The organism is Alteromonas sp. LOR (assembly GCF_000753865.1).
Lineage (GTDB): Bacteria > Pseudomonadota > Gammaproteobacteria > Enterobacterales > Alteromonadaceae > Alteromonas.
Genome location: NZ_JQFW01000057.1, coordinates 461,804 through 480,222, shown reverse-complemented (window position 1 = coordinate 480,222; position 18,419 = coordinate 461,804). Strand labels below are relative to the sequence as shown.

The 18,419-nt window shown below is 44.4% G+C and carries 15 protein-coding genes; 6 read left to right on the top strand and 9 right to left on the bottom strand.

Going from position 1 to position 18,419, the window contains the following annotated elements:
* Positions 1-118 precede the first annotated feature (118 nt).
* From ihfB to gyrA, 6 genes are all read right to left on the bottom strand, one after another.
* On the bottom strand, positions 119-406 hold the full coding sequence (ihfB, locus tag JV36_RS0119025) for an integration host factor subunit beta (RefSeq protein WP_032096429.1): 288 nt from the start codon (positions 404-406) through the stop codon (positions 119-121).
* Between the two features lie 76 nt (positions 407-482).
* Positions 483-2,153 (bottom strand): 30S ribosomal protein S1, encoded by a 1,671-nt coding sequence (rpsA, locus tag JV36_RS0119020; protein WP_032096430.1) that lies wholly within the window; start codon positions 2,151-2,153, stop codon positions 483-485.
* A gap of 120 nt (positions 2,154-2,273) precedes the next feature.
* Positions 2,274-2,945, bottom strand: a complete 672-nt coding sequence (cmk, locus tag JV36_RS0119015; RefSeq protein WP_032096431.1) for a (d)CMP kinase — start codon at positions 2,943-2,945, stop codon at positions 2,274-2,276.
* A 176-nt stretch (positions 2,946-3,121) separates the two neighbouring features.
* The gene (gene aroA / locus JV36_RS0119010) at positions 3,122-4,411 is read right to left on the bottom strand and encodes a 3-phosphoshikimate 1-carboxyvinyltransferase (RefSeq protein WP_032096432.1); all 1,290 of its coding nucleotides are present in this window, start codon (positions 4,409-4,411) and stop codon (positions 3,122-3,124) included.
* A gap of 19 nt (positions 4,412-4,430) precedes the next feature.
* Positions 4,431-5,516 (bottom strand): 3-phosphoserine/phosphohydroxythreonine transaminase, encoded by a 1,086-nt coding sequence (gene serC / locus JV36_RS0119005; RefSeq protein ID WP_032096433.1) that lies wholly within the window; start codon positions 5,514-5,516, stop codon positions 4,431-4,433.
* Positions 5,517-5,688: 172 nt separating this feature from the next.
* Positions 5,689-8,382, bottom strand: coding sequence for a DNA topoisomerase (ATP-hydrolyzing) subunit A (gene gyrA / locus JV36_RS0119000; RefSeq protein WP_032096434.1), 2,694 nt, complete (start codon positions 8,380-8,382; stop codon positions 5,689-5,691).
* 315 nt (positions 8,383-8,697) lie between these two features.
* On the opposite strand from gyrA, the gene ubiG reads away from it, so the two are divergent.
* The 4 genes from ubiG to yfaE all read left to right on the top strand — a co-directional run bounded on the left by ubiG (position 8,698) and on the right by yfaE (position 13,837).
* Positions 8,698-9,417: a bifunctional 2-polyprenyl-6-hydroxyphenol methylase/3-demethylubiquinol 3-O-methyltransferase UbiG gene (gene ubiG, locus JV36_RS0118995; RefSeq protein WP_032096435.1), complete on the top strand. Its 720-nt coding sequence runs from the start codon at positions 8,698-8,700 to the stop codon at positions 9,415-9,417.
* Positions 9,418-9,992: 575 nt separating this feature from the next.
* Entirely contained in the window at positions 9,993-12,314 is a 2,322-nt protein-coding gene (gene nrdA, locus JV36_RS0118990) for a class 1a ribonucleoside-diphosphate reductase subunit alpha (protein ID WP_032096436.1), read from the top strand.
* 107 nt (positions 12,315-12,421) lie between these two features.
* Positions 12,422-13,552 (top strand): class Ia ribonucleoside-diphosphate reductase subunit beta, encoded by a 1,131-nt coding sequence (gene nrdB / locus JV36_RS0118985; protein ID WP_032096437.1) that lies wholly within the window; start codon positions 12,422-12,424, stop codon positions 13,550-13,552.
* 12 nt (positions 13,553-13,564) lie between these two features.
* Positions 13,565-13,837: a class I ribonucleotide reductase maintenance protein YfaE gene (gene yfaE / locus JV36_RS0118980; RefSeq protein ID WP_032096438.1), complete on the top strand. Its 273-nt coding sequence runs from the start codon at positions 13,565-13,567 to the stop codon at positions 13,835-13,837.
* Between the two features lie 111 nt (positions 13,838-13,948).
* Here the strand turns inward: yfaE and JV36_RS19545 are convergent, their stop codons facing one another.
* Positions 13,949-14,323 carry a winged helix-turn-helix domain-containing protein gene (locus JV36_RS19545; RefSeq protein WP_081926725.1) on the bottom strand — a complete coding sequence of 125 codons (375 nt, stop codon included), beginning with the start codon at positions 14,321-14,323 and terminating at the stop codon, positions 13,949-13,951.
* Between the two features lie 243 nt (positions 14,324-14,566).
* Between JV36_RS19545 and JV36_RS0118975 the strand changes: the two genes are divergently transcribed.
* Both JV36_RS0118975 and JV36_RS0118970 read left to right on the top strand, forming a co-directional pair.
* Positions 14,567-14,962 carry a DUF3718 domain-containing protein gene (locus JV36_RS0118975; protein ID WP_032096439.1) on the top strand — a complete coding sequence of 132 codons (396 nt, stop codon included), beginning with the start codon at positions 14,567-14,569 and terminating at the stop codon, positions 14,960-14,962.
* 286 nt (positions 14,963-15,248) lie between these two features.
* Positions 15,249-16,346, top strand: coding sequence for an NADH:flavin oxidoreductase (locus JV36_RS0118970; protein ID WP_032096440.1), 1,098 nt, complete (start codon positions 15,249-15,251; stop codon positions 16,344-16,346).
* A 298-nt stretch (positions 16,347-16,644) separates the two neighbouring features.
* Here JV36_RS0118970 and dkgB read toward each other — a convergent pair whose 3' ends face one another.
* Positions 16,645-17,481 (bottom strand): 2,5-didehydrogluconate reductase DkgB, encoded by an 837-nt coding sequence (dkgB, locus tag JV36_RS0118965; RefSeq protein ID WP_032096441.1) that lies wholly within the window; start codon positions 17,479-17,481, stop codon positions 16,645-16,647.
* A gap of 21 nt (positions 17,482-17,502) precedes the next feature.
* Positions 17,503-18,411 carry a TIGR03571 family LLM class oxidoreductase gene (locus tag JV36_RS0118960; RefSeq protein ID WP_032096442.1) on the bottom strand — a complete coding sequence of 303 codons (909 nt, stop codon included), beginning with the start codon at positions 18,409-18,411 and terminating at the stop codon, positions 17,503-17,505.
* Positions 18,412-18,419: the final 8 nt, after the last annotated feature.

Sequence of the window (18,419 nt, the reverse complement as noted above, 5' to 3'; positions counted from 1 at the left end):
TGACTACGCTTAGTTGTTGATTGCATTACACTCTCCAAAATAAGTTTAAAAAGTGTCAACGCTATTTAGGACGGGTCAGCAGACACAAAAAAGCCGCTAAAAAAGCGGCTTTTATAATTTATGCTATTGAGGCATCAACTCGTTCGCGAAGTTCTTTTCCTGGCTTAAAATGCGGTACATATTTACCGTCTAGCTTTACTGTTTCACCCGTTTTAGGGTTTCTACCTACGCGTGGTGCGCGATAGTGCAGTGAAAAACTGCCAAAACCTCGAATTTCTATACGCTCGCCCTTTTGAAGGGTTTGTGCCATCTGTTCGAGAAGCTCTTTGATAGCCAGTTCTAGTTCTTTCGCTGGAACCTGACGCGCTTGATCCGCGAGCCGTTCAATTAATTCAGACTTGGTCATACTTAACCTCGTTGTCACTATTATTGTTTAAACAGCTATCGCGAATTGGGTGCGCCTAAGCACACCCACAAAAACATTACTCGCCTTTAGCAGCTTTGAATGCTTCTGCCATCGCGCTAGCAAAACCAGCATCATCTTGCTGATTAACCTTCTCGATAGCTTCTTTTTCGTCAGCCTGATCTTTCGCTCTTACAGATAGGTTAACAGTGCGGTTCTTACGGTCAACGCCCATAAATTTCGCTTCAATGCTATCACCAACTTTCGCTACTTCAGTGGCGTCTTCTACACGCTCAACAGCAATATCTGCAACGCGGATATAACCGTCAACTTCTTCAGCTAGGTTTACAGTAACGCCTTTCGCTTCAACTTCAGTTACTGTACCAACAACGATAGCACCTTTCTTGTTATCTGTCAGATACTTGTTGAACGGGTCTTCTTCAATTTGCTTAACGCCTAGAGAGATACGCTCACGCTCTGGGTCAACCTGAAGAACAACAGCAGAGATTTCGTCGCCTTTCTTATAGTCACGAACTGCGTCTTCACCAGACTTGTTCCAGCTAATGTCAGAAAGGTGAACTAGACCGTCGATGCCGCCGTCAAGACCGATGAAGATACCGAAGTCAGTGATTGACTTGATCTTACCAGATACTTTGTCGCCTTTTTCGTGCGATTCAGCAAACGTTTCCCAAGGGTTAGCAATACATTGCTTAAGACCTAGAGAAATACGACGACGCTCTTCGTCAATTTCAAGAACCATAACATCTACTGTATCACCTAGGTTAACAACCTTAGATGGGTGGATGTTTTTGTTAGTCCAATCCATTTCAGAAACGTGAACAAGACCTTCAACGCCGTCTTCGATTTCTACGAAACAGCCGTAATCAGTTAGGTTAGTAACCTGACCGTTGATCTTAGTTCCTTCAGGGTAACGTGAAGCAATTTCTTGCCATGGATCGTTGCCCATTTGCTTCATACCAAGAGAAACACGCTGCTTCTCTTTGTCGAACTTAAGAACTTTAACGTTGATTTCATCGCCAACATTTACGATTTCACTTGGGTGCTTAACGCGCTTCCAAGCCATATCTGTAATGTGTAGAAGACCGTCTACGCCACCAAGGTCAACGAACGCACCGTAATCAGTAAGGTTCTTAACGATACCTTTGATTTCGTGGCCTTCTTCAAGGTTAGCAAGAAGAGTCTCGCGCTCTGCGCTGCTTTCTGCTTCGATAACTGCACGACGAGAAACAACAACGTTGTTGCGTTTTGCATCAAGCTTGATAACTTTAAATTCAAGCTCTTTGCCTTCAAGGTGAGTTGTGTCACGTACTGGACGTACATCAACCAATGAACCTGGAAGGAACGCGCGTACACTGTTTACTTCAACAGTGAAACCGCCTTTAACTTTACCGTTGATAACGCCCTTAATAGTAACTTTATCATCGTAAGCTTTTTCCAGCTCAACCCATGCTTCGTGACGCTTCGCTTTTTCGCGAGAAAGAATAGTTTCACCGAAACCATCTTCTACTGCATCTAGTGCAACATCTACTTCGTCACCGATAGCGATTTCTAATTCGCCTTCAGCATTTTTAAATTGGTCTGCTGGGATAGCACTTTCTGATTTCAAGCCCGCATCAACAAGAACGATGTCTTTGTCGATAGAAACAACAGTACCTTTTACAATTGAACCAGGACGTGTTTCTAGTTCTTGTAAGCTTTCTTCAAAAAGTTGTGCAAAATTTTCAGTCATAAGTCTCAGATAACTTTTAAGTTGATATCCACGCTTCTAATCCGGATAACGCGGGGTTATTAAAAAATCGCCGCCACTTCCTGTTGCAGCTCTGCTCTGAACGTATTTTGCCCCACGCGATTAACGTCGTGAGGAAATAATATCCATCGCTTTTTCAAAGACTTGGTCTATATCCAAGTCTGTCGAATCTATAATTACAGCATCTTCTGCCGGTACCAAAGGTGCAACCGTGCGCTGCGTATCGCGCTCGTCTCTCGCCTTGATATCGGTTAAAAGACGCGCAATATTAACATCCATGCCCTTTGCTTTCAACTGGCTATAACGTCGCTCTGCGCGCGCTTCAGCGCTTGCTGTAAGAAATATCTTTACCTGTGCATCAGGGAACACCACTGTGCCCATATCGCGACCATCAGCAACGAGGCCTGGCGATTGCTGAAAAGCGCGTTGTCTACGTAGTAACGCTTCGCGCACTCTTGGCAGTGCAGCAATTTTTGACGCTACAGCGCCCACTTCTTCAGTGCGGATGTCATCAGTAACATCTTCGCCTTCCAAAATAATGCGGGTCGCATCTTGGCTCGTCTCGAAACTAACGTCGAGCCCTGTTGCAAGGGGAACAACACATTCTTCATCATCACACGGAAGGTCGTGGTGAAGTGCAGCAACGGCTAGAACGCGATAAATTGCACCGCTATCTAGAAAATGCCACTCTAACTTTTTGGCTAATAAGCTACTTAGTGTACCTTTACCAGCACCACTTGGGCCGTCGACCGTGACTACGGGTGTGGAATGCATACCTGCTCCATATTTTTAAAATTGCTAAAAATCGCGCGTAATTATACGCGTTAACACGAGATTAGCAATGGCGTCAGTACATGCACGCCGCGCAGTTAATCGCCAACGTTGATATGTATCACGTTATTGATGTTGTGAAATCGCTCTAAGTACTGCCCGATTACTGGCCTTAGCATCTACGCTTTTTCAGAGAAAAGCGTTTTAAACCGAGTAAAGTAATCTGGGAACGTCTTACGAGTGCACCCTGGGTCGTTGATGGTTACCGGCGTGTCACTTAATGCGACAAGGGAAAAGCACATGGCAATTCTGTGATCGTTGTACGTGTCTATCTCTGCATGTTTCAAACCATCAGTGGGCCATACTTTAATGTAATCGTGCCCTTCTTCTACCTCAGCACCTACTTTCTTTAGTTCGGTGGCCATTGCGTGAAGCCTGTCGGTTTCTTTAACTCGCCAGTTATAAATATTTGTCATGGTAGTTGGACCCTCGGCAAAAAGTGCCGTGGTCGCAATCGTCATGGCAGCATCGGGAATATGATTCATATCCATCGATATACCTTTAAGAGGTGCCCCCGTGACTTCCACATATTCATCATGCCAAGTAACAGTCGCCCCCATAGCCTCGAGAACATCAGCAAAGCGGATATCACCTTGAATGCTATTTTGACCAATGCCGGTTACGCGTACCGTGCCGCCTTTAATAGCGCCGGCTGCAAGAAAGTACGAAGCAGATGATGCATCGCCCTCAACCATAAACTTACCAGGAGACACGTATTTTGCGTCACCCGATATTGTAAACGTTTGATAGTTGTTGTTGCTCACATGCACGCCGAACTTAGCCATAGTGTCTAGCGTAATATCGATGTATGGCTTAGAAACCAGCTCGCCTTTAATTCGAATAGTGACATCGTCGCTAAACAAAGGAGCAGCCATCAATAGTGCGGTAAGAAACTGACTAGACACACTGCCATCTACCGACATTTCACCGCCGGCTAATGTTTTACCCTTGATATTAAGCGGAGGAAAGCCGTCGTTCTTTAGATAAGTAATATCGGCACCGGCCTCTCGTAACCCATCGACTAAGTCAGCGATAGGACGCTCTTCCATACGAGGCTCACCGGTAAGGATTGTATCTACTTTACTTACGGCTAATGCAGCACACAAAGGGCGCATTGCCGTGCCTGCATTGCCTAAAAATAACTCTTGGGACGCCGCAACATCAAAAGCACCGCTATTACCCGTTACTACACATTGGGTTTTATCTTCACTTAACGTGTAGCTCACGCCAAGTTGTGTCAATGCGTTAAGCATGTGAGAAATATCATCACTATCAAGCAGGTTGGTCAGTTCAGTGTCGCCCTCTGCTAGCGCCGCAAGCAGCAGAGCCCTATTTGACAGGCTTTTCGAACCAGGTACATTGACCTCTCCCGATACTTTTGCAATCGGTTCTAATGTTAACTGTTCCATCTTGTTGTCTATTCCTTTCTTATCCATTCACTCGTTCGAATTCACGCATAAACTCTACAAGGGCTAACACGCCTTCAACAGACATAGCGTTGTAAATACTCGCGCGCATACCGCCAACTGAACGATGACCTTTAAGCGCTAGCAACCCTGCTTCTTGAGACTGCTTTAAAAACAACCCGTCTAAGTCAGTATTTGCAAGATGAAACGGCACGTTCATTTTTGAGCGATTGTGTGGATGCACTTTACTTGAATAGAAATCAGAACTATCAATAGCTGAATATAGTAACGAGGCTTTTTCGGCATTGCGTTTCGCCATTGCATCTACGCCGCCCATGTCTTTCAACCACTCAAATACCAACCCCGCTAAATACCATGAGAAGGTTGGCGGCGTGTTGTACATAGAGTCAGCTTTGGCAGCTAAGCCATAATCGAAGATAGAAGGTGTTTCCTTACGGGCATAACCCACTAAGTCTTCACGAACAATAACCACTGACAAACCACTTGGGCCAATGTTCTTTTGCGCTCCAGCATAAATAATACCGTGCTTAGCCACATCTAGCGGTTGCGACAATATTGTTGAAGACATGTCTGACACTAAGGGCACATCGCCTGATTCAGGTAGCCAATCAAAAGCAATACCATCGACAGTTTCATTCGGGCAAAAGTGATAATACGCCGCAGATTGGTCAATATTGGCAAGTGAAGGCTGAGGAACAAAATGCATTCCATCTTTATCTGTTACTTCGCCAATAACCACTGCGTTATTATACTTGTTCGCCTCTGCTACGGCTCCCTTAGACCAAGAACCACTGACAAGGTGAAGACTGGTATCCTCACTCTTAGAAATATTCAGAGGCACTGCAGCAAACTGACCACGACCACCACCATGGGTGAACAGAACGTGATAGTTTGAAGGAATAGATAAAAGGTCACGCAGATCCTGCTCGGCCTTTGCGGCTATCTCAATAAAATCTTTGCCTCGATGACTTACTTCCATGACAGAGCATTGTAAGTCACGCCAGTTTGTAAATTCGCCTTGGGCTTTCTGCATCACTTCCTTAGGAAGCATTGCTGGGCCAGCACTAAAGTTAAATACCTCATTCATCGCGTTTTTCAACACCTGTATACTAGTTGCCAATTGGGATGCCAATTATAACGCCAATTGGCAAACAAGCGGCATAAGCCGCTTGTTTGTAAGAACAATGATAATGCATACCAACTACAGAGAATTGTCTGTAGCCGGTAACTAGTTACTTTTTAAGTAACTTGCACTACCCCTAGTCTTCTGTCGTTGAGCTGTCGTCGTCTTGTGCGACGTTTTCTTCTTGCTCAGGTAACGCTTCAGGAGTAATAGGATTACCTTCTTCATCAAGCTCAGGTAACTCTACAACTTCTTCAATACGTTGTAAGCCAACCACATGTTCACCTTCCACAGTACGCATCAAGCGAACACCTTGTGTGTTACGCCCCACTACTGAGACTTCGCTTACTCGTGTACGTACCAATGTACCTTGATCACTGATCAACATCATTTCGTTAGTTTCGTCTACTTGCACGGCACCAACAACCTTTCCGTTACGATCTGAAACCTTTATAGAAACAACCCCCTGGGTTGCTCGGCTCTTCGCTGGATAATCTTCTAGCGGCGTACGCTTACCGAAACCATTTACGGTGGCCGTTAGTATAGGACCATCGCCTTTTGGAACAATAAGTGAAACCACTTTCTGATCGTCTTGCAAACGAATTCCACGAACACCGGTTGCTGTTCTACCCATTGGACGAAGTGCAAGAAGCTCTTCACCAGTTTCAGGGTCGCGTTTCACTTCACCCGTTTCGCTATCGCGAAGCTTTTCGTTAAAGCGAACCACTTTACCAGCGTCAGAGAACAACATAATGTCGTCATCACCGTGGGTAATATCAACACCAATCAGTTCGTCGCCTTCATTGAGATTAACAGCAATAATACCGTTTGCACGAGGGCGAGAATAAAGACTTAAGTCAGTCTTCTTCACCGTACCGTTCGCCGTTGCCATAAGGACATACTTGCCTTCAACAAACTCTTTAATAGGTAGGATTGCAGTAATACGTTCGTTTTCTTCCAACGGTAAAATATTGACTATTGGACGACCACGGGCATTACGGCTAGCAAACGGCAGTTGATACACCTTCAACCAGTACAGTCTTCCGCGAGTTGAGAAACAAAGAATATGGTCATGGGTATTTGCCACAAGCAGTTTTTCAATAATGTCTTCGTCTTTCATCTTCGTCGCTGATTTACCACGGCCGCCACGTCGTTGCGCCTCGTAATCTGTCAGCTTCTGGTATTTCACGTAGCCTTCGCGAGAAAGGGTTACAACCACTTCTTCTCTCTCGATCAGGTCTTCAATATCAATGTCGTGGCTTGCAGCTGTGATTTCTGTACGGCGTTCATCACCGTATTCTTCACGTACTTTTTCAAGTTCTTCTTGAATAACTTCCATCAAACGCTCTGGGCTATTTAATATGTGAAGTAATTCAGCAATGATCTCTAGTAGCTGCTTGTATTCTTCTAGAATCTTTTCGTGTTCAAGGCCTGTCAGCTTGTGCAAGCGAAGGTCAAGAATAGCTTGTGCCTGCTGCTCGGTAAGGAAATATTTTCCTTCGCGAATACCAAACTCTGGCATTAGCCAATCTGGTCGCGCAGCGTCGTCGCCAGCACGTTCTAGCATTTGCGACACATCGCCTAACTGCCAGCCTTGTGCAACTAATCCTTTTTTCGCGTCAGCTGGGCTGTTCGATGCCTTAATCAACTCAATAATTGGGTCGATGTTGGCAAGCGCAATAGCGAGGCCTTCAAGGATGTGAGCACGATCTCGCGCTTTGCGCAATTCAAACACCGTACGACGTGTAACCACTTCTCTGCGGTGAAGAATAAATGCTTCTAGCGTTTCTTTAAGGTTAAATATCTTAGGCTGAGTATTGTCCAACGCTACCATATTTATACCAAATACAGTTTGTAACTGCGTATTGGCATATAGGTGGTTTAACAATACTTCGGCTGATTCGTTGCGTTTAACCTCGATAACAATGCGCATACCGTCTTTATCAGACTCATCACGCAATGCTGAAATACCTTCAATACGTTTCTCTTTAACTAACTCGGCCATCTTTTCGATAAGGCGAGCTTTGTTAACTTGATACGGTATTTCGTTAACGATAATTGTTTCTTTACCGTTGCTGTCAGTTTCAATGTCAGCTTTTGCACGCAGGTAAATTTTACCGCGGCCAGTTCGGTAAGCGTCTTCAATTCCCTTGCGGCCGCTGATGGTTGCAGCGGTTGGGAAATCAGGACCCGGTATATGAGTCATCAATTCGTCGATAGACAAATCGGGATTTTCGATAAGCGCAACACAGCCGTTGATAACTTCAGTTAGGTTGTGCGGCGGAATATTTGTTGCCATACCCACGGCAATACCCGACGAACCATTAACTAGAAGGTTAGGCACTTTCGTTGGTAACACTTCAGGAATAAATTCAGTGCCGTCATAGTTCGGAACAAAGTTAACGGTTTCTTTATCTAGGTCAGCTAACAACTCGTGGGCAATTTTTGCCATGCGCACTTCGGTGTAACGCATTGCGGCCGCAGAATCGCCATCGACAGAACCAAAGTTACCTTGTCCGTCTACCAGCATATATCGCAATGAAAAAGGTTGCGCCATACGAACGATAGTGTCGTACACGGCGGAATCACCATGTGGGTGATATTTACCAATTACATCGCCTACCACACGGGCAGATTTTTTATATGGCTTGTTGAAGTCGTTTTTTAATTCGTTCATCGCGAACAGCACTCGGCGGTGAACTGGCTTCAAGCCATCTCTTACATCAGGCAATGCTCGCCCGACAATAACGCTCATCGCGTAATCGAGGTAGGAGTTTTTTAACTCTTCCTCAATATTAACGGGGAGAATTTCTTTAGCGTTATCAGACATAAACTGCTTAATCCCTTTTTCTTGATTTGTTCTGCGTTATCCGTTTTGACCTGCTTTTAAGTAACCTCAAAGCAATGTCTTGGTGCGCACTATTGTTATTATGTGGGTTCATAATCGTCTCACGAGTGTACCACTTGATGACAGATTTATGTAGCGCTTAATTACGCTTATTGGAGCGATATAAGGTAAGCGTTTATTTTTCGTGCAGACGGCAGTTTTAGACCCTGTATAATGGATAAAAATAGGGGAAAATGTAACTCCTACTCGGTATTTTGCGTTATGTTATTTATACGCTATTGAAGGATTCACCTGTCTATGACAAATAAAGCTGTAACAAATGTAGACCCACAAGAAATTGATAAATTTTCTCAACTCGCCTCTAGGTGGTGGGACCCTGAGGGAGAGTTTAAGCCCCTTCACCTCATAAACCCTCTTCGTCTGGACTTTATCAATCAAAATGCACAAGGCCTCTTTGGTAAAACCGTGATTGATATAGGTTGCGGTGGTGGAATACTGGCTGAGTCAATGGCCAAAGCCGGCGCTGCAGTCACAGGCTTGGACATGGCCCAAGCTTCTCTAGAAGTGGCAAAGCTTCACGGCCTGGAATCTGGAGCTAAAGTTGACTACGTTTGCTCAACTGCTGAGGACTTTGCCGCTGATAACGCTGGCAAGTTTGATGTAGTCACCTGTATGGAGATGCTTGAACACGTTCCAGATCCAGCCTCTGTAGTTTCCGCATGCGCTGCGCTAGCTAAGCCTGGAGGGCACGTGTTCTTTTCTACGCTTAATCGAAATATAAAGTCATATTTGATGGGGATCGTCGGTGCTGAATATGTCCTTAAATTGGTCCCTAAAGGTACTCACGATCACAGCAAGTTCTTGAAGCCTTCTGAGCTCATGTCGATGACTGACATTGCGGGTTTACTTCCCCGAGACATGACAGGCCTTCATATGGATCCGGTCTCACAAGGGTTTTATCTTTCTGCTGATAATGTGGATGTTAATTACCTACTATATACCGTAGTACCAGATTAAGTTAACACTATATGTAGGGGCATGATGATATTTCATACACCATATATCGTGTTTTTATAAAAAAGCGTTTTTAATATTAAATTAATTTAGCGTTCGATCATTTTTCTCAAAAGTGCTTGCATTTGGTTTGATTAACGCTTGTAGAACGCTAAAAAGTTAGTCTCCACTAACGTAAAAACTATGCCAGATTGAGTGATTGAAATACCACCAGATATTGGGTTGCATTACAGCGAAAACCTCACTATCTTGTGTTCTGTCCGAAGCGCGATCCGCAGTAATTTTTCAGGATCAAAGCTCAGACGTCGCGTAACAAGTTCTACGCGACGCTTTCACTGGACACAACAAAAGCAAAAAATTTTAAGCAGTCTCTACTCGTGTATTTCAGTTCAGACGGCTTTAGTGTGTTTAATGATGTGAGCATAAGTGCAAAAACAGCATCACACTAGCAGCGGTTAACGCTGTGTGCAGACACGCTAAAAATGACAACGAGACACCTTAGAAACACAACACGAATTAAAACTAAAATGGGTGTTAAACCCACGCTTTATGCGCTAACAGAATAACGGCCAAGTAACATGAATGATAATTTGTTTGTCACCAAACGAAATGGTGAAAAAGAGTCTATTGATTTAGAAAAAATCCACAAAGTAGTAACGTGGGCGGCAAAAGGACTTAGTAACGTTTCTGTTTCGCAAGTTGAAATCAAAGCGCAAATACAGTTCTTTGACGGCATTAATACCAGCGAGATCCACGAAACATTAATCAAGTCGGCGGCAGATCTCATTTCTACCGATGCCCCTGATTATCAATATCTTGCTGCACGTCTAGCTATCTTCCATCTACGCAAAAAAGCCTACGGACAGTTTGAGCCGCCAGCGCTTATCGACCAAGTTAAGCAAATGGTTGAAATGGGCAAATACGATAGCCATCTCCTTGAAGACTACTCTGCTGAAGAGTTCGCCGAAATGGAAACGTATATCGACCATTGGCGCGACATGAACTTTAGCTACGCCGCGGTTAAACAGCTCGAGGGGAAATACCTTGTTCAAAACCGTGTTACGGGTGAAATCTACGAAAGCGCACAGTTTCTATATATCTTAGTTGCCGCCTGTTTATTTGCGAATTATGACAAAGCGACTCGTATGGATTACATCCGACGCTTCTACGACGCAGCGTCTACGTTTAAACTTTCATTACCGACGCCAATCATGTCTGGTGTTAGAACCCCTACTCGTCAGTTCAGCTCATGCGTTTTAATTGAAGCAGGCGATAGCCTAGATTCAATTAATGCAACTGCAAGCGCAATTGTTAAGTACGTGAGCCAACGTGCCGGTATTGGAGTGAATGCTGGGCGTATTCGTGCTCTAGGTAGCCCAATTCGCGGTGGTGAAGCATTCCACACTGGATGCATTCCTTTCTACAAGTACTTCCAAACGGCAGTTAAAAGTTGTTCACAAGGCGGAGTTCGCGGTGGTGCAGCAACCTTGTTCTATCCACTATGGCACATGGAAGTTGAATCGCTTTTAGTACTTAAAAACAACCGTGGTGTTGAAGAGAACCGCGTTCGCCACCTCGACTACGGTGTGCAGTTTAACAAGCTTATGTATCAGCGCATGATGAAAGATGGCTACATTTCATTGTTCAGCCCTTCCGATGTGCCTGGTTTGTACGATGCCTTCTTTGCCGATCAAGATAAGTTTGAAGAGCTGTACGTTAAATACGAAAATGACGACAGCATTCGCAAGAAACAAATCAAAGCCATGGAATTGTTCAGCTTGTTTATGCAAGAGCGTGCAAGTACTGGCCGTATTTATCTTCAAAATGTGGATCACTGTAATACTCACAGCCCATTCAACCCTGAAGTAGCGCCGGTACGTCAAAGTAACCTTTGTCTAGAAATAGCGCTTCCAACTAAGCCGCTTCAGCACGTAAATGATGAAGAAGGCGAGATTGCGTTGTGTACACTGTCTGCATTTAATTTAGGGGCTATTAAGTCATTAGACGAATTTGAAGAGCTAGCAGACCTAGCGGTTCGTGCACTCGACAACTTATTAGACTACCAAGACTATCCAGTGCCAGCAGCGTTTAACGCCACTATGGGTCGTAGAACTTTGGGTGTTGGTGTAATTAACTTCGCCTACTACTTGGCGAAGAATAACGTTAAATACTCTGACGGCAGTGCGAACGGTCTTGTTCACCGCACGTTCGAAGCAATGCAGTATTATTTGCTTAAGGCATCAAACAATCTCGCTAAAGAAAAAGGCGCCTGTCCGAAGTTTAATGAGACAACCTACTCGCAAGGTATAATGCCTATTGACAGTTACAAGCGTGACTTAGACAAGGTATGCAATGAGCCTCTGCAATACGACTGGGACGCACTGCGTGAAGATGTAAAAACACACGGATTGCGCAACTCGACACTGTCGGCCTTGATGCCGTCAGAAACATCGTCACAAATCTCAAATGCGACCAATGGTATTGAGCCACCTCGTGGATTTATCAGTATCAAGTCCAGTAAAGACGGTGTTTTAAAACAAGTTGTTCCAGAGTATGAGACTCTGAGAAATCAATACGAATTATTATGGGATATTCCATCTAACGATGGCTATCTTCAATTAGTGGGTATTATGCAGAAGTTTATCGACCAGACAATTTCAGCGAATACAAACTACGATCCAAGCCGTTTTGATGGTAACAAGGTTCCGATGAAGCTATTGCTTAAAGACCTGTTAACAACATACAAGCTTGGCGTGAAAACATTGTATTATCATAATACCCGCGACGGCGCGTCAGACACTTCAGCACTAGATACAAAAGCTAGTGAGCCACTTCCTCGTCAAGAAGAAGTTGTAATAGAAGAAGATGACGATTGTGCCGGCGGTGCGTGCAAAATCTAAGCATTTAGAGACTGCACGCGCCTTTGCGGTGCGCCGCAAGGTAATAGATAGCAGCAAGAACACAAATAAAAATACGCGTTTATCATTAAGTTTTTAGTTAGGTCATCATGAAATACACTACGTTTAATCAACAAAGTACAAATCCGTTGCTAGAGCCAATGTTTTTCGGCAACCCCGTAAACGTTGCACGCTACGACCAGCAGAAGCATGCCATTTTCGAAAAGCTTATTGAAAAACAGATAAGTTTTTTCTGGCGCCCTGAAGAAGTTGATGTCACTCGAGATCGCGTTGATTTTCAAAAATTAACCGAGCCAGAGAAGCACATTTTCATTTCTAACCTTAAGTACCAAACATTACTTGATTCGGTACAAGGCAGAAGCCCTAACATTGCGTTCTTGCCAATCATTTCACTGCCTGAATTAGAAACCTGGGTAGAGACGTGGTCTTTTTACGAGACTATTCACTCGCGCTCTTACACGCACATATTGCGTAACTTGTTTTCTGATCCAAGTGAAATCTTTGACGACATCGTGGTAAATGATGAAATAAAGCGCCGTGCCGCTGATATTTCTAAATACTACGACGATTTGATTTTTGCAACCCAGCTTTGGCAAACCCAAGGCGAAGGCGTGCATACGGTTGACGGTGTTGCACACACAATCAATATGTACGAGCTTAAGAAAAAACTATACCTTTGCATGAACTCTGTGAATGCCCTTGAAGCAATTCGTTTTTATGTCTCTTTTGCATGTACGTTCGCATTTGCTGAACGCAAGCTGATGGAAGGTAATTCAAAAATTATCCGTCTAATTGCTCGCGACGAAAATCTTCACTTGTCTTCAACGCAACATGTATTAAATTTGTGGGCGAAGGGTAAAGACGACCCTGAAATGGCGCAAATTGCAGAAGAATGTAAAGACGAAGCTCGCGCTATCTTTATGAACGCCGTTGAGCAAGAAAAAGAATGGGCAGATTACTTATTCCAAAACGGTTCTATGATCGGCCTGAATAAGGAAATATTGTGTTCTTATGTAGAGTACATTGCTAATCAGCGTATGACTGCCATTGGCTTCGACGCACCGTTTGACGTTAGCAGTAACCCACTGCCTTGGATGAATAACTATCTTAATTCAGACAACGTACAGGTAGCTCCTCAAGAGTCTGAGATTAGCTCTTACCTTGTTGGTCAAATTGACTCAGCGGTAAGTGAAGAAGACTTTGCTGACTTTGAACTGTAATTACGCAGTTTAATGAATAGCAGTAACGAGATGCTCCGCATCGACATTGTTGATGTGGGGCAAATTAGCGCCCCTACCGATAAAACCCTATTAAGCGCTATTGAAGCCGCTGGTATCAATATTCACTATCATTGCAGAGAAGGCTTTTGTGGAGCGTGTAGAACCAAGCTTCTTGAAGGTGAAGTGGAATACACCACCGACCCTCTCGCCTTTATTGATGACGACGAGATACTGCCCTGCTGCTGCGTAGCAAAAAAGCCGTTGAAAATAAAAGTCCCGCTTTAATATCCCAAGCACAGCAAAAAAAACTCGGTCCCACTACCAACGTTCACACTTGAACGTAGTTCAGCATGGCCGACATATAAGCATATGCGATTTAAACTGCTGCAAATTGGTTTAAGGGCGAGATTGCCATAGTGTATTAAGTTGATTGATAACTTTGGATAGAAATCCAACGGGCGGTGGAGTTTTTATCAACAGCCGGTACCCTTGGCACGGAAGTGTCTCAATTTCCCATTCCTGTGTTTCACACAAAGCACTGATTTTCCGCCTTAATCGACAGACAAGGTGATTTATGGCGTCATCACTTACGTAACGATGGCCCCATACAATACTGCGAAGTTCATCTCTTGGTACACCTTTAGACTCAGCCTCAATTAAACTTGTCAGTAGCCGAGAGCATGCTGGTGATAAAGAAACATATTGCCCATCCGAGCGGACTAACCTTCGTGTTTCCGACTCGTACATCAGGGTTTTGGCAACGGTTTTCATGGTTTACCCCGATATCTTTAAGACTTTAGTATACCACATAGATGATAAAGCCATGGTTCATCCATGATTAAACAATGACGTTCTCGTTCAAGGTAATGAATTTCTTTCGTTTATTTTTATCATGAACTCGACACTCGAGTGTCATGGTTAAACATGATTCAGCACCTATTCTGACATTAGCTGCAATGCGGTTAGCAGCCTTCTACCCCATAACTTCATTCTATGTGAAAAGGAATATACAACATGAAAAACTCCACGATTTACATGGTAGGTGCCCTACTATCTACTGGCTTTTTGTTTTCAAGTGCAGCCTCTGCTTATACCGAAGAAAGATTGATCTCGATATGTCGGCACGCTGCAACTGACGACGGTCATGGATTGCGAAGAGATGTAAAGAAAATGATGGTTGGAACGAAAATTGTGAGTAAAACCTACAGCGCTATTGCCAATGGGTTAATTTGCAATGGATTAAGCGTGGTCGATTTTGCTGAAAAATACGGTGCAGTTGGCACATTATCTGTGTTGAAAAGGCATCACCGCCCCACTCGCCGTGGTGTAGTAGAAATTAGAGATACCATTGCCAGTGTAGATACAGCGCCGCCCAAAGAGATACGTGTCGCGTTTGAATCAGCGAAGTAATATCGCCATACGAAGAACAACGAGTGACATAAAACAAAGCCCGCTGCTTGCCCCATGTAACAATAACGCAGTTGTTACAGGCGATATGCACAGCGGGCTTTTATTGTTGACGTCATAGAGCTCTCCTCATTTATAACCCACTATCAGAAAAAGAAAATTGACTTGTGCCCCACCCGTTTTAGTATCGATATTCCTTGGTGTGTACGATTGAATTTGATGTTAAGTTTTGCCGAATTAGCTATCCCATATTAACGTGCATGCCCCAAACAACTTGAAAGGAACTTCAATGTCTAAGACTACCCTGTTTTCATCGTTCAATAATAAAAGCTTATCGCTGGACAATCGTATTGTAATGGCACCAATGACGAGACAGTTCTCACCCGATGGCATACCAACAAGCGATGTTGCTGGATATTATCGACGACGTGCCGAGGGCGGAACTGGACTCATTATTACTGAAGGCACAACCGTAAACGATAAAGTCGCTACGATGGGCGCAACAATCCCACGTTTTCACGGCGAAGATGCCCTTGCAGGCTGGAAACAAGTCGTAGATGAAGTTCACAATGCTGGCGGCAAAATAATGCCACAAATATGGCATGTAGGTATGGCTCGTGTTGCAGAAAATGCGCCTTTCCCAGAGCTGCCAAGTGCCGGGCCTTCTGGTTTGTTTAAACCGGGTAAGCAAGGTGCAGAACCAATGACCGTAGCGCATATCGAATCTGTGATTGAAGCGTTCGCTGAAGCTGCAGCTGACGCTCAACGGATTGGTATGGACGGTGTTGAAATTCATGGGGCTCATGGGTATTTAGTTGACCAGTTTTTCTGGGAAGGCACTAATCAACGCACCGATAGTTGGGGTGGCAGCATGGAAAATCGAGGCCGTTTTGCCGTTGAGATTATCAAAGCTATTCGCGCTGCAACTTCAAAAGACTATCCCATTGTGCTTCGATACTCTCAATGGAAACAGCAGGACTACACCGCTCGACTTGCAAAATCTCCTCAAGAACTAGAGCAGTTTTTACAGCCACTTAGCGAGGCTGGTGTTGATATATTTCATTGTTCTCAGCGCAGGTATTGGGAGAATGAGTTTGATGGCAGTGAATTAAATTTAGCTGGGTGGACTAAGAAAATTACCGGAAAACCAACAATCACTGTGGGCTCAGTAGGCTTAAATGACGATTTCTTTGGTGCATTTAAAGGGCAAGACTCCAGCACTCGCTCAGTGGACGATTTATTAGAGCGCCTCGATGCAGGGGAATTTGATTTAGTGGCTGTTGGTAGAGCCTTGCTTCAAGACCCAAGTTGGGCGAACAAAATTAAAGAAGGTCGAACAGACGAGTTAGAGCAGTATTCAGGAAAATCCCTTGGCTCGCTATCATAATGACAGGCATAACGACAATCGATCTTTCAAATCAAAATCACTTTCTGTAGCCCAAGCGTATCCAAAAAGATAACGTTGGGAAGTCCAGGGAAGCGTTACTGAAACAGCTAAAATGGTAGTGGTCAAAATGACTTGATCACTACCATGAGTTTGCGAAGCAACTCGAAAGGTTCCATTACGTCTTTCACCAATCCGGCTCAGAAAACTCACGTATATTTTGTACCAGTGCTGCACCGGCGTGTGCGAATTGCCAAACGTTTGCTTGCATAATAACTCCTTAACAAGGTGATTTTCCCGATTAATCCCACGCAGGTGAAAAATCGGGGTTAGCTTGGCGATCGCCACAATCTAACGCGTCAATTTTTGCGATATCGTCTGCGTCTAACGTCAGTTCAAGCCCTTTGAAATTGGTTTCCAGGTTTTTGCGCTTGGTGGACGATGGGATAGTCACTAAATCATGTGCAAGCTCCCAGGCTATAACCACTTCAGCAGCGCTTACGCCATGCTTATCCGCAATAGCGGTAATGGTCTCATCTTTTAGAACTTTACCAACAGCAAAAGGCATATACCCTGTAACTGTGATGCCATATTTCTCGCACGCTCCACGCACTTTTTCATTCGTGAGATAAGGATGCACCTCTACCTGATTCGTGGCGATCACCCCCTCACCTAACACACTCACCGCTTCTTCAATTTGTGCCACGGTGAAGTTAGAAATACCAATTTCTTTTGTCAGCCCCAGCTCCTTAACGCGCAGCAATTCACCTAGGTACTCTTCCATGCTTTCGCCGTTTTCCGGTGCCGGCCAATGAATCAGTAATAGGTCAACGTACGACAGCTGAAGCTTTTCTAAACTCTCTCTAACACTATCCACAAAGCTTGTTTTATTTAGCTTGTCGTTCCATACCTTGGTAGTAACGTAAAGGTCTTTTCGAGCCACGACATTGTTTGTAATAGCGTCTTTAATAGCACGGCCTACAGCTTCTTCGTTGCCGTAAATTTGGGCCGTATCGATATGACGAAAACCTACTTCAAGTGCCATTGTCACACTGTTATAGGCTTCATCGTCTTTTAAACGAAACGTGCCTACTCCTAGCAAAGGGATGTTAGTTTGTGACTGATTTACATTAGCCATGATGCCTCCTTGTTGGCTTAGTTAGTTATGAAAGTGCGGCAATACTTTGTCGGCAATAAGCTGCATCGCATCTTTTACTAGTTGAGTATTACGTCTAAAGTGCAGGCCAATATGATCTACACCCGCGTCTTTCATTGCATTGAGTTCAGTGATAAGCCCATTTACACCAGTTTCAACCCCGAATCGGTGGCGTTTTATCGGCGCTTCGTCGTCTTCAACCAAATTAAGATGGATAAAGCTAACGTAAGGCTTGTTACCCGCGACATTTCGCCAAAGCTCAACACGCTTTTTATGGTCGTTTGGTGTGCCGGGATATGCCAACCAACCGTCCATATTTTCTCCAACCCACTGAGGGCTTTGTTGAGCTAGCCCAGCCACGTAAAGTGGCGCAGAAGCCGATTTTGGCAGCAGTGACATACCGTCCTTAAGCGTATTATCGCCATGCTTGAGAATCTCAAGTGATTGTCTAAATTGCTCACCGCGACTGTCAAAATCAACATCAAACAAAGGGTATTCAGCCGGTCTATCGCCACTGGCGACACCGAGAATAAGACGGTCGTTACTCAGTTGCTGGACTGTTGCTGCCGCCTTTTTAACAAGCCATGGCTGCCTAAGAGGCAAAACTACAGCGGCTGTTCCTAAAAGAATATTGTCTGTAATGCCCGCCAAATAGCCTAAGTAGGTGAAGGTTTCAAAAATCTGGGCCGCATCACCAAAGCTGGGATCGTAAACCGGTACATCTCTAACCCACGCCGCTTTAAACCCCAGCTTGTCGGCTAGCTGAATACGGCTGTGGTGTTCGCTCATATCAGGTACGCCAAACGGCGTACCCTTTGTAGCGTCAAAATGCGCCCAGTCGTTATCTAGTGGAAGCTCCACACCTACAGAAAATTCATGCTGTGCAAGCTTATCAAAGGTATTTGTTGTCATGGTGAACT

Excerpts from the sequence above, each read along its gene's own strand:
- aroA (WP_032096432.1), bottom strand. The coding sequence starts at position 4,411 with ATGGAACAGTTAACATTAGAACCGATTGCAAAAGTATCGGGAGAGGTC.
- JV36_RS0118960 (WP_032096442.1), bottom strand. The coding sequence starts at position 18,411 with ATGACAACAAATACCTTTGATAAGCTTGCACAGCATGAATTTTCTGTA.
- cmk (WP_032096431.1), bottom strand. The coding sequence starts at position 2,945 with ATGCATTCCACACCCGTAGTCACGGTCGACGGCCCAAGTGGTGCTGGT.
- JV36_RS0118975 (WP_032096439.1), top strand. The coding sequence starts at position 14,567 with ATGAAAAACTCCACGATTTACATGGTAGGTGCCCTACTATCTACTGGC.
- rpsA (WP_032096430.1), bottom strand. The coding sequence starts at position 2,153 with ATGACTGAAAATTTTGCACAACTTTTTGAAGAAAGCTTACAAGAACTA.
- JV36_RS0118970 (WP_032096440.1), top strand. The coding sequence starts at position 15,249 with ATGTCTAAGACTACCCTGTTTTCATCGTTCAATAATAAAAGCTTATCG.
- nrdA (WP_032096436.1), top strand. The coding sequence starts at position 9,993 with ATGAATGATAATTTGTTTGTCACCAAACGAAATGGTGAAAAAGAGTCT.
- serC (WP_032096433.1), bottom strand. The coding sequence starts at position 5,516 with ATGAATGAGGTATTTAACTTTAGTGCTGGCCCAGCAATGCTTCCTAAG.
- ubiG (WP_032096435.1), top strand. The coding sequence starts at position 8,698 with ATGACAAATAAAGCTGTAACAAATGTAGACCCACAAGAAATTGATAAA.
- yfaE (WP_032096438.1), top strand. The coding sequence starts at position 13,565 with ATGAATAGCAGTAACGAGATGCTCCGCATCGACATTGTTGATGTGGGG.
- gyrA (WP_032096434.1), bottom strand. The coding sequence starts at position 8,382 with ATGTCTGATAACGCTAAAGAAATTCTCCCCGTTAATATTGAGGAAGAG.
- dkgB (WP_032096441.1), bottom strand. The coding sequence starts at position 17,481 with ATGGCTAATGTAAATCAGTCACAAACTAACATCCCTTTGCTAGGAGTA.
- JV36_RS19545 (WP_081926725.1), bottom strand. The coding sequence starts at position 14,323 with ATGAAAACCGTTGCCAAAACCCTGATGTACGAGTCGGAAACACGAAGG.
- ihfB (WP_032096429.1), bottom strand. The coding sequence starts at position 406 with ATGACCAAGTCTGAATTAATTGAACGGCTCGCGGATCAAGCGCGTCAG.
- nrdB (WP_032096437.1), top strand. The coding sequence starts at position 12,422 with ATGAAATACACTACGTTTAATCAACAAAGTACAAATCCGTTGCTAGAG.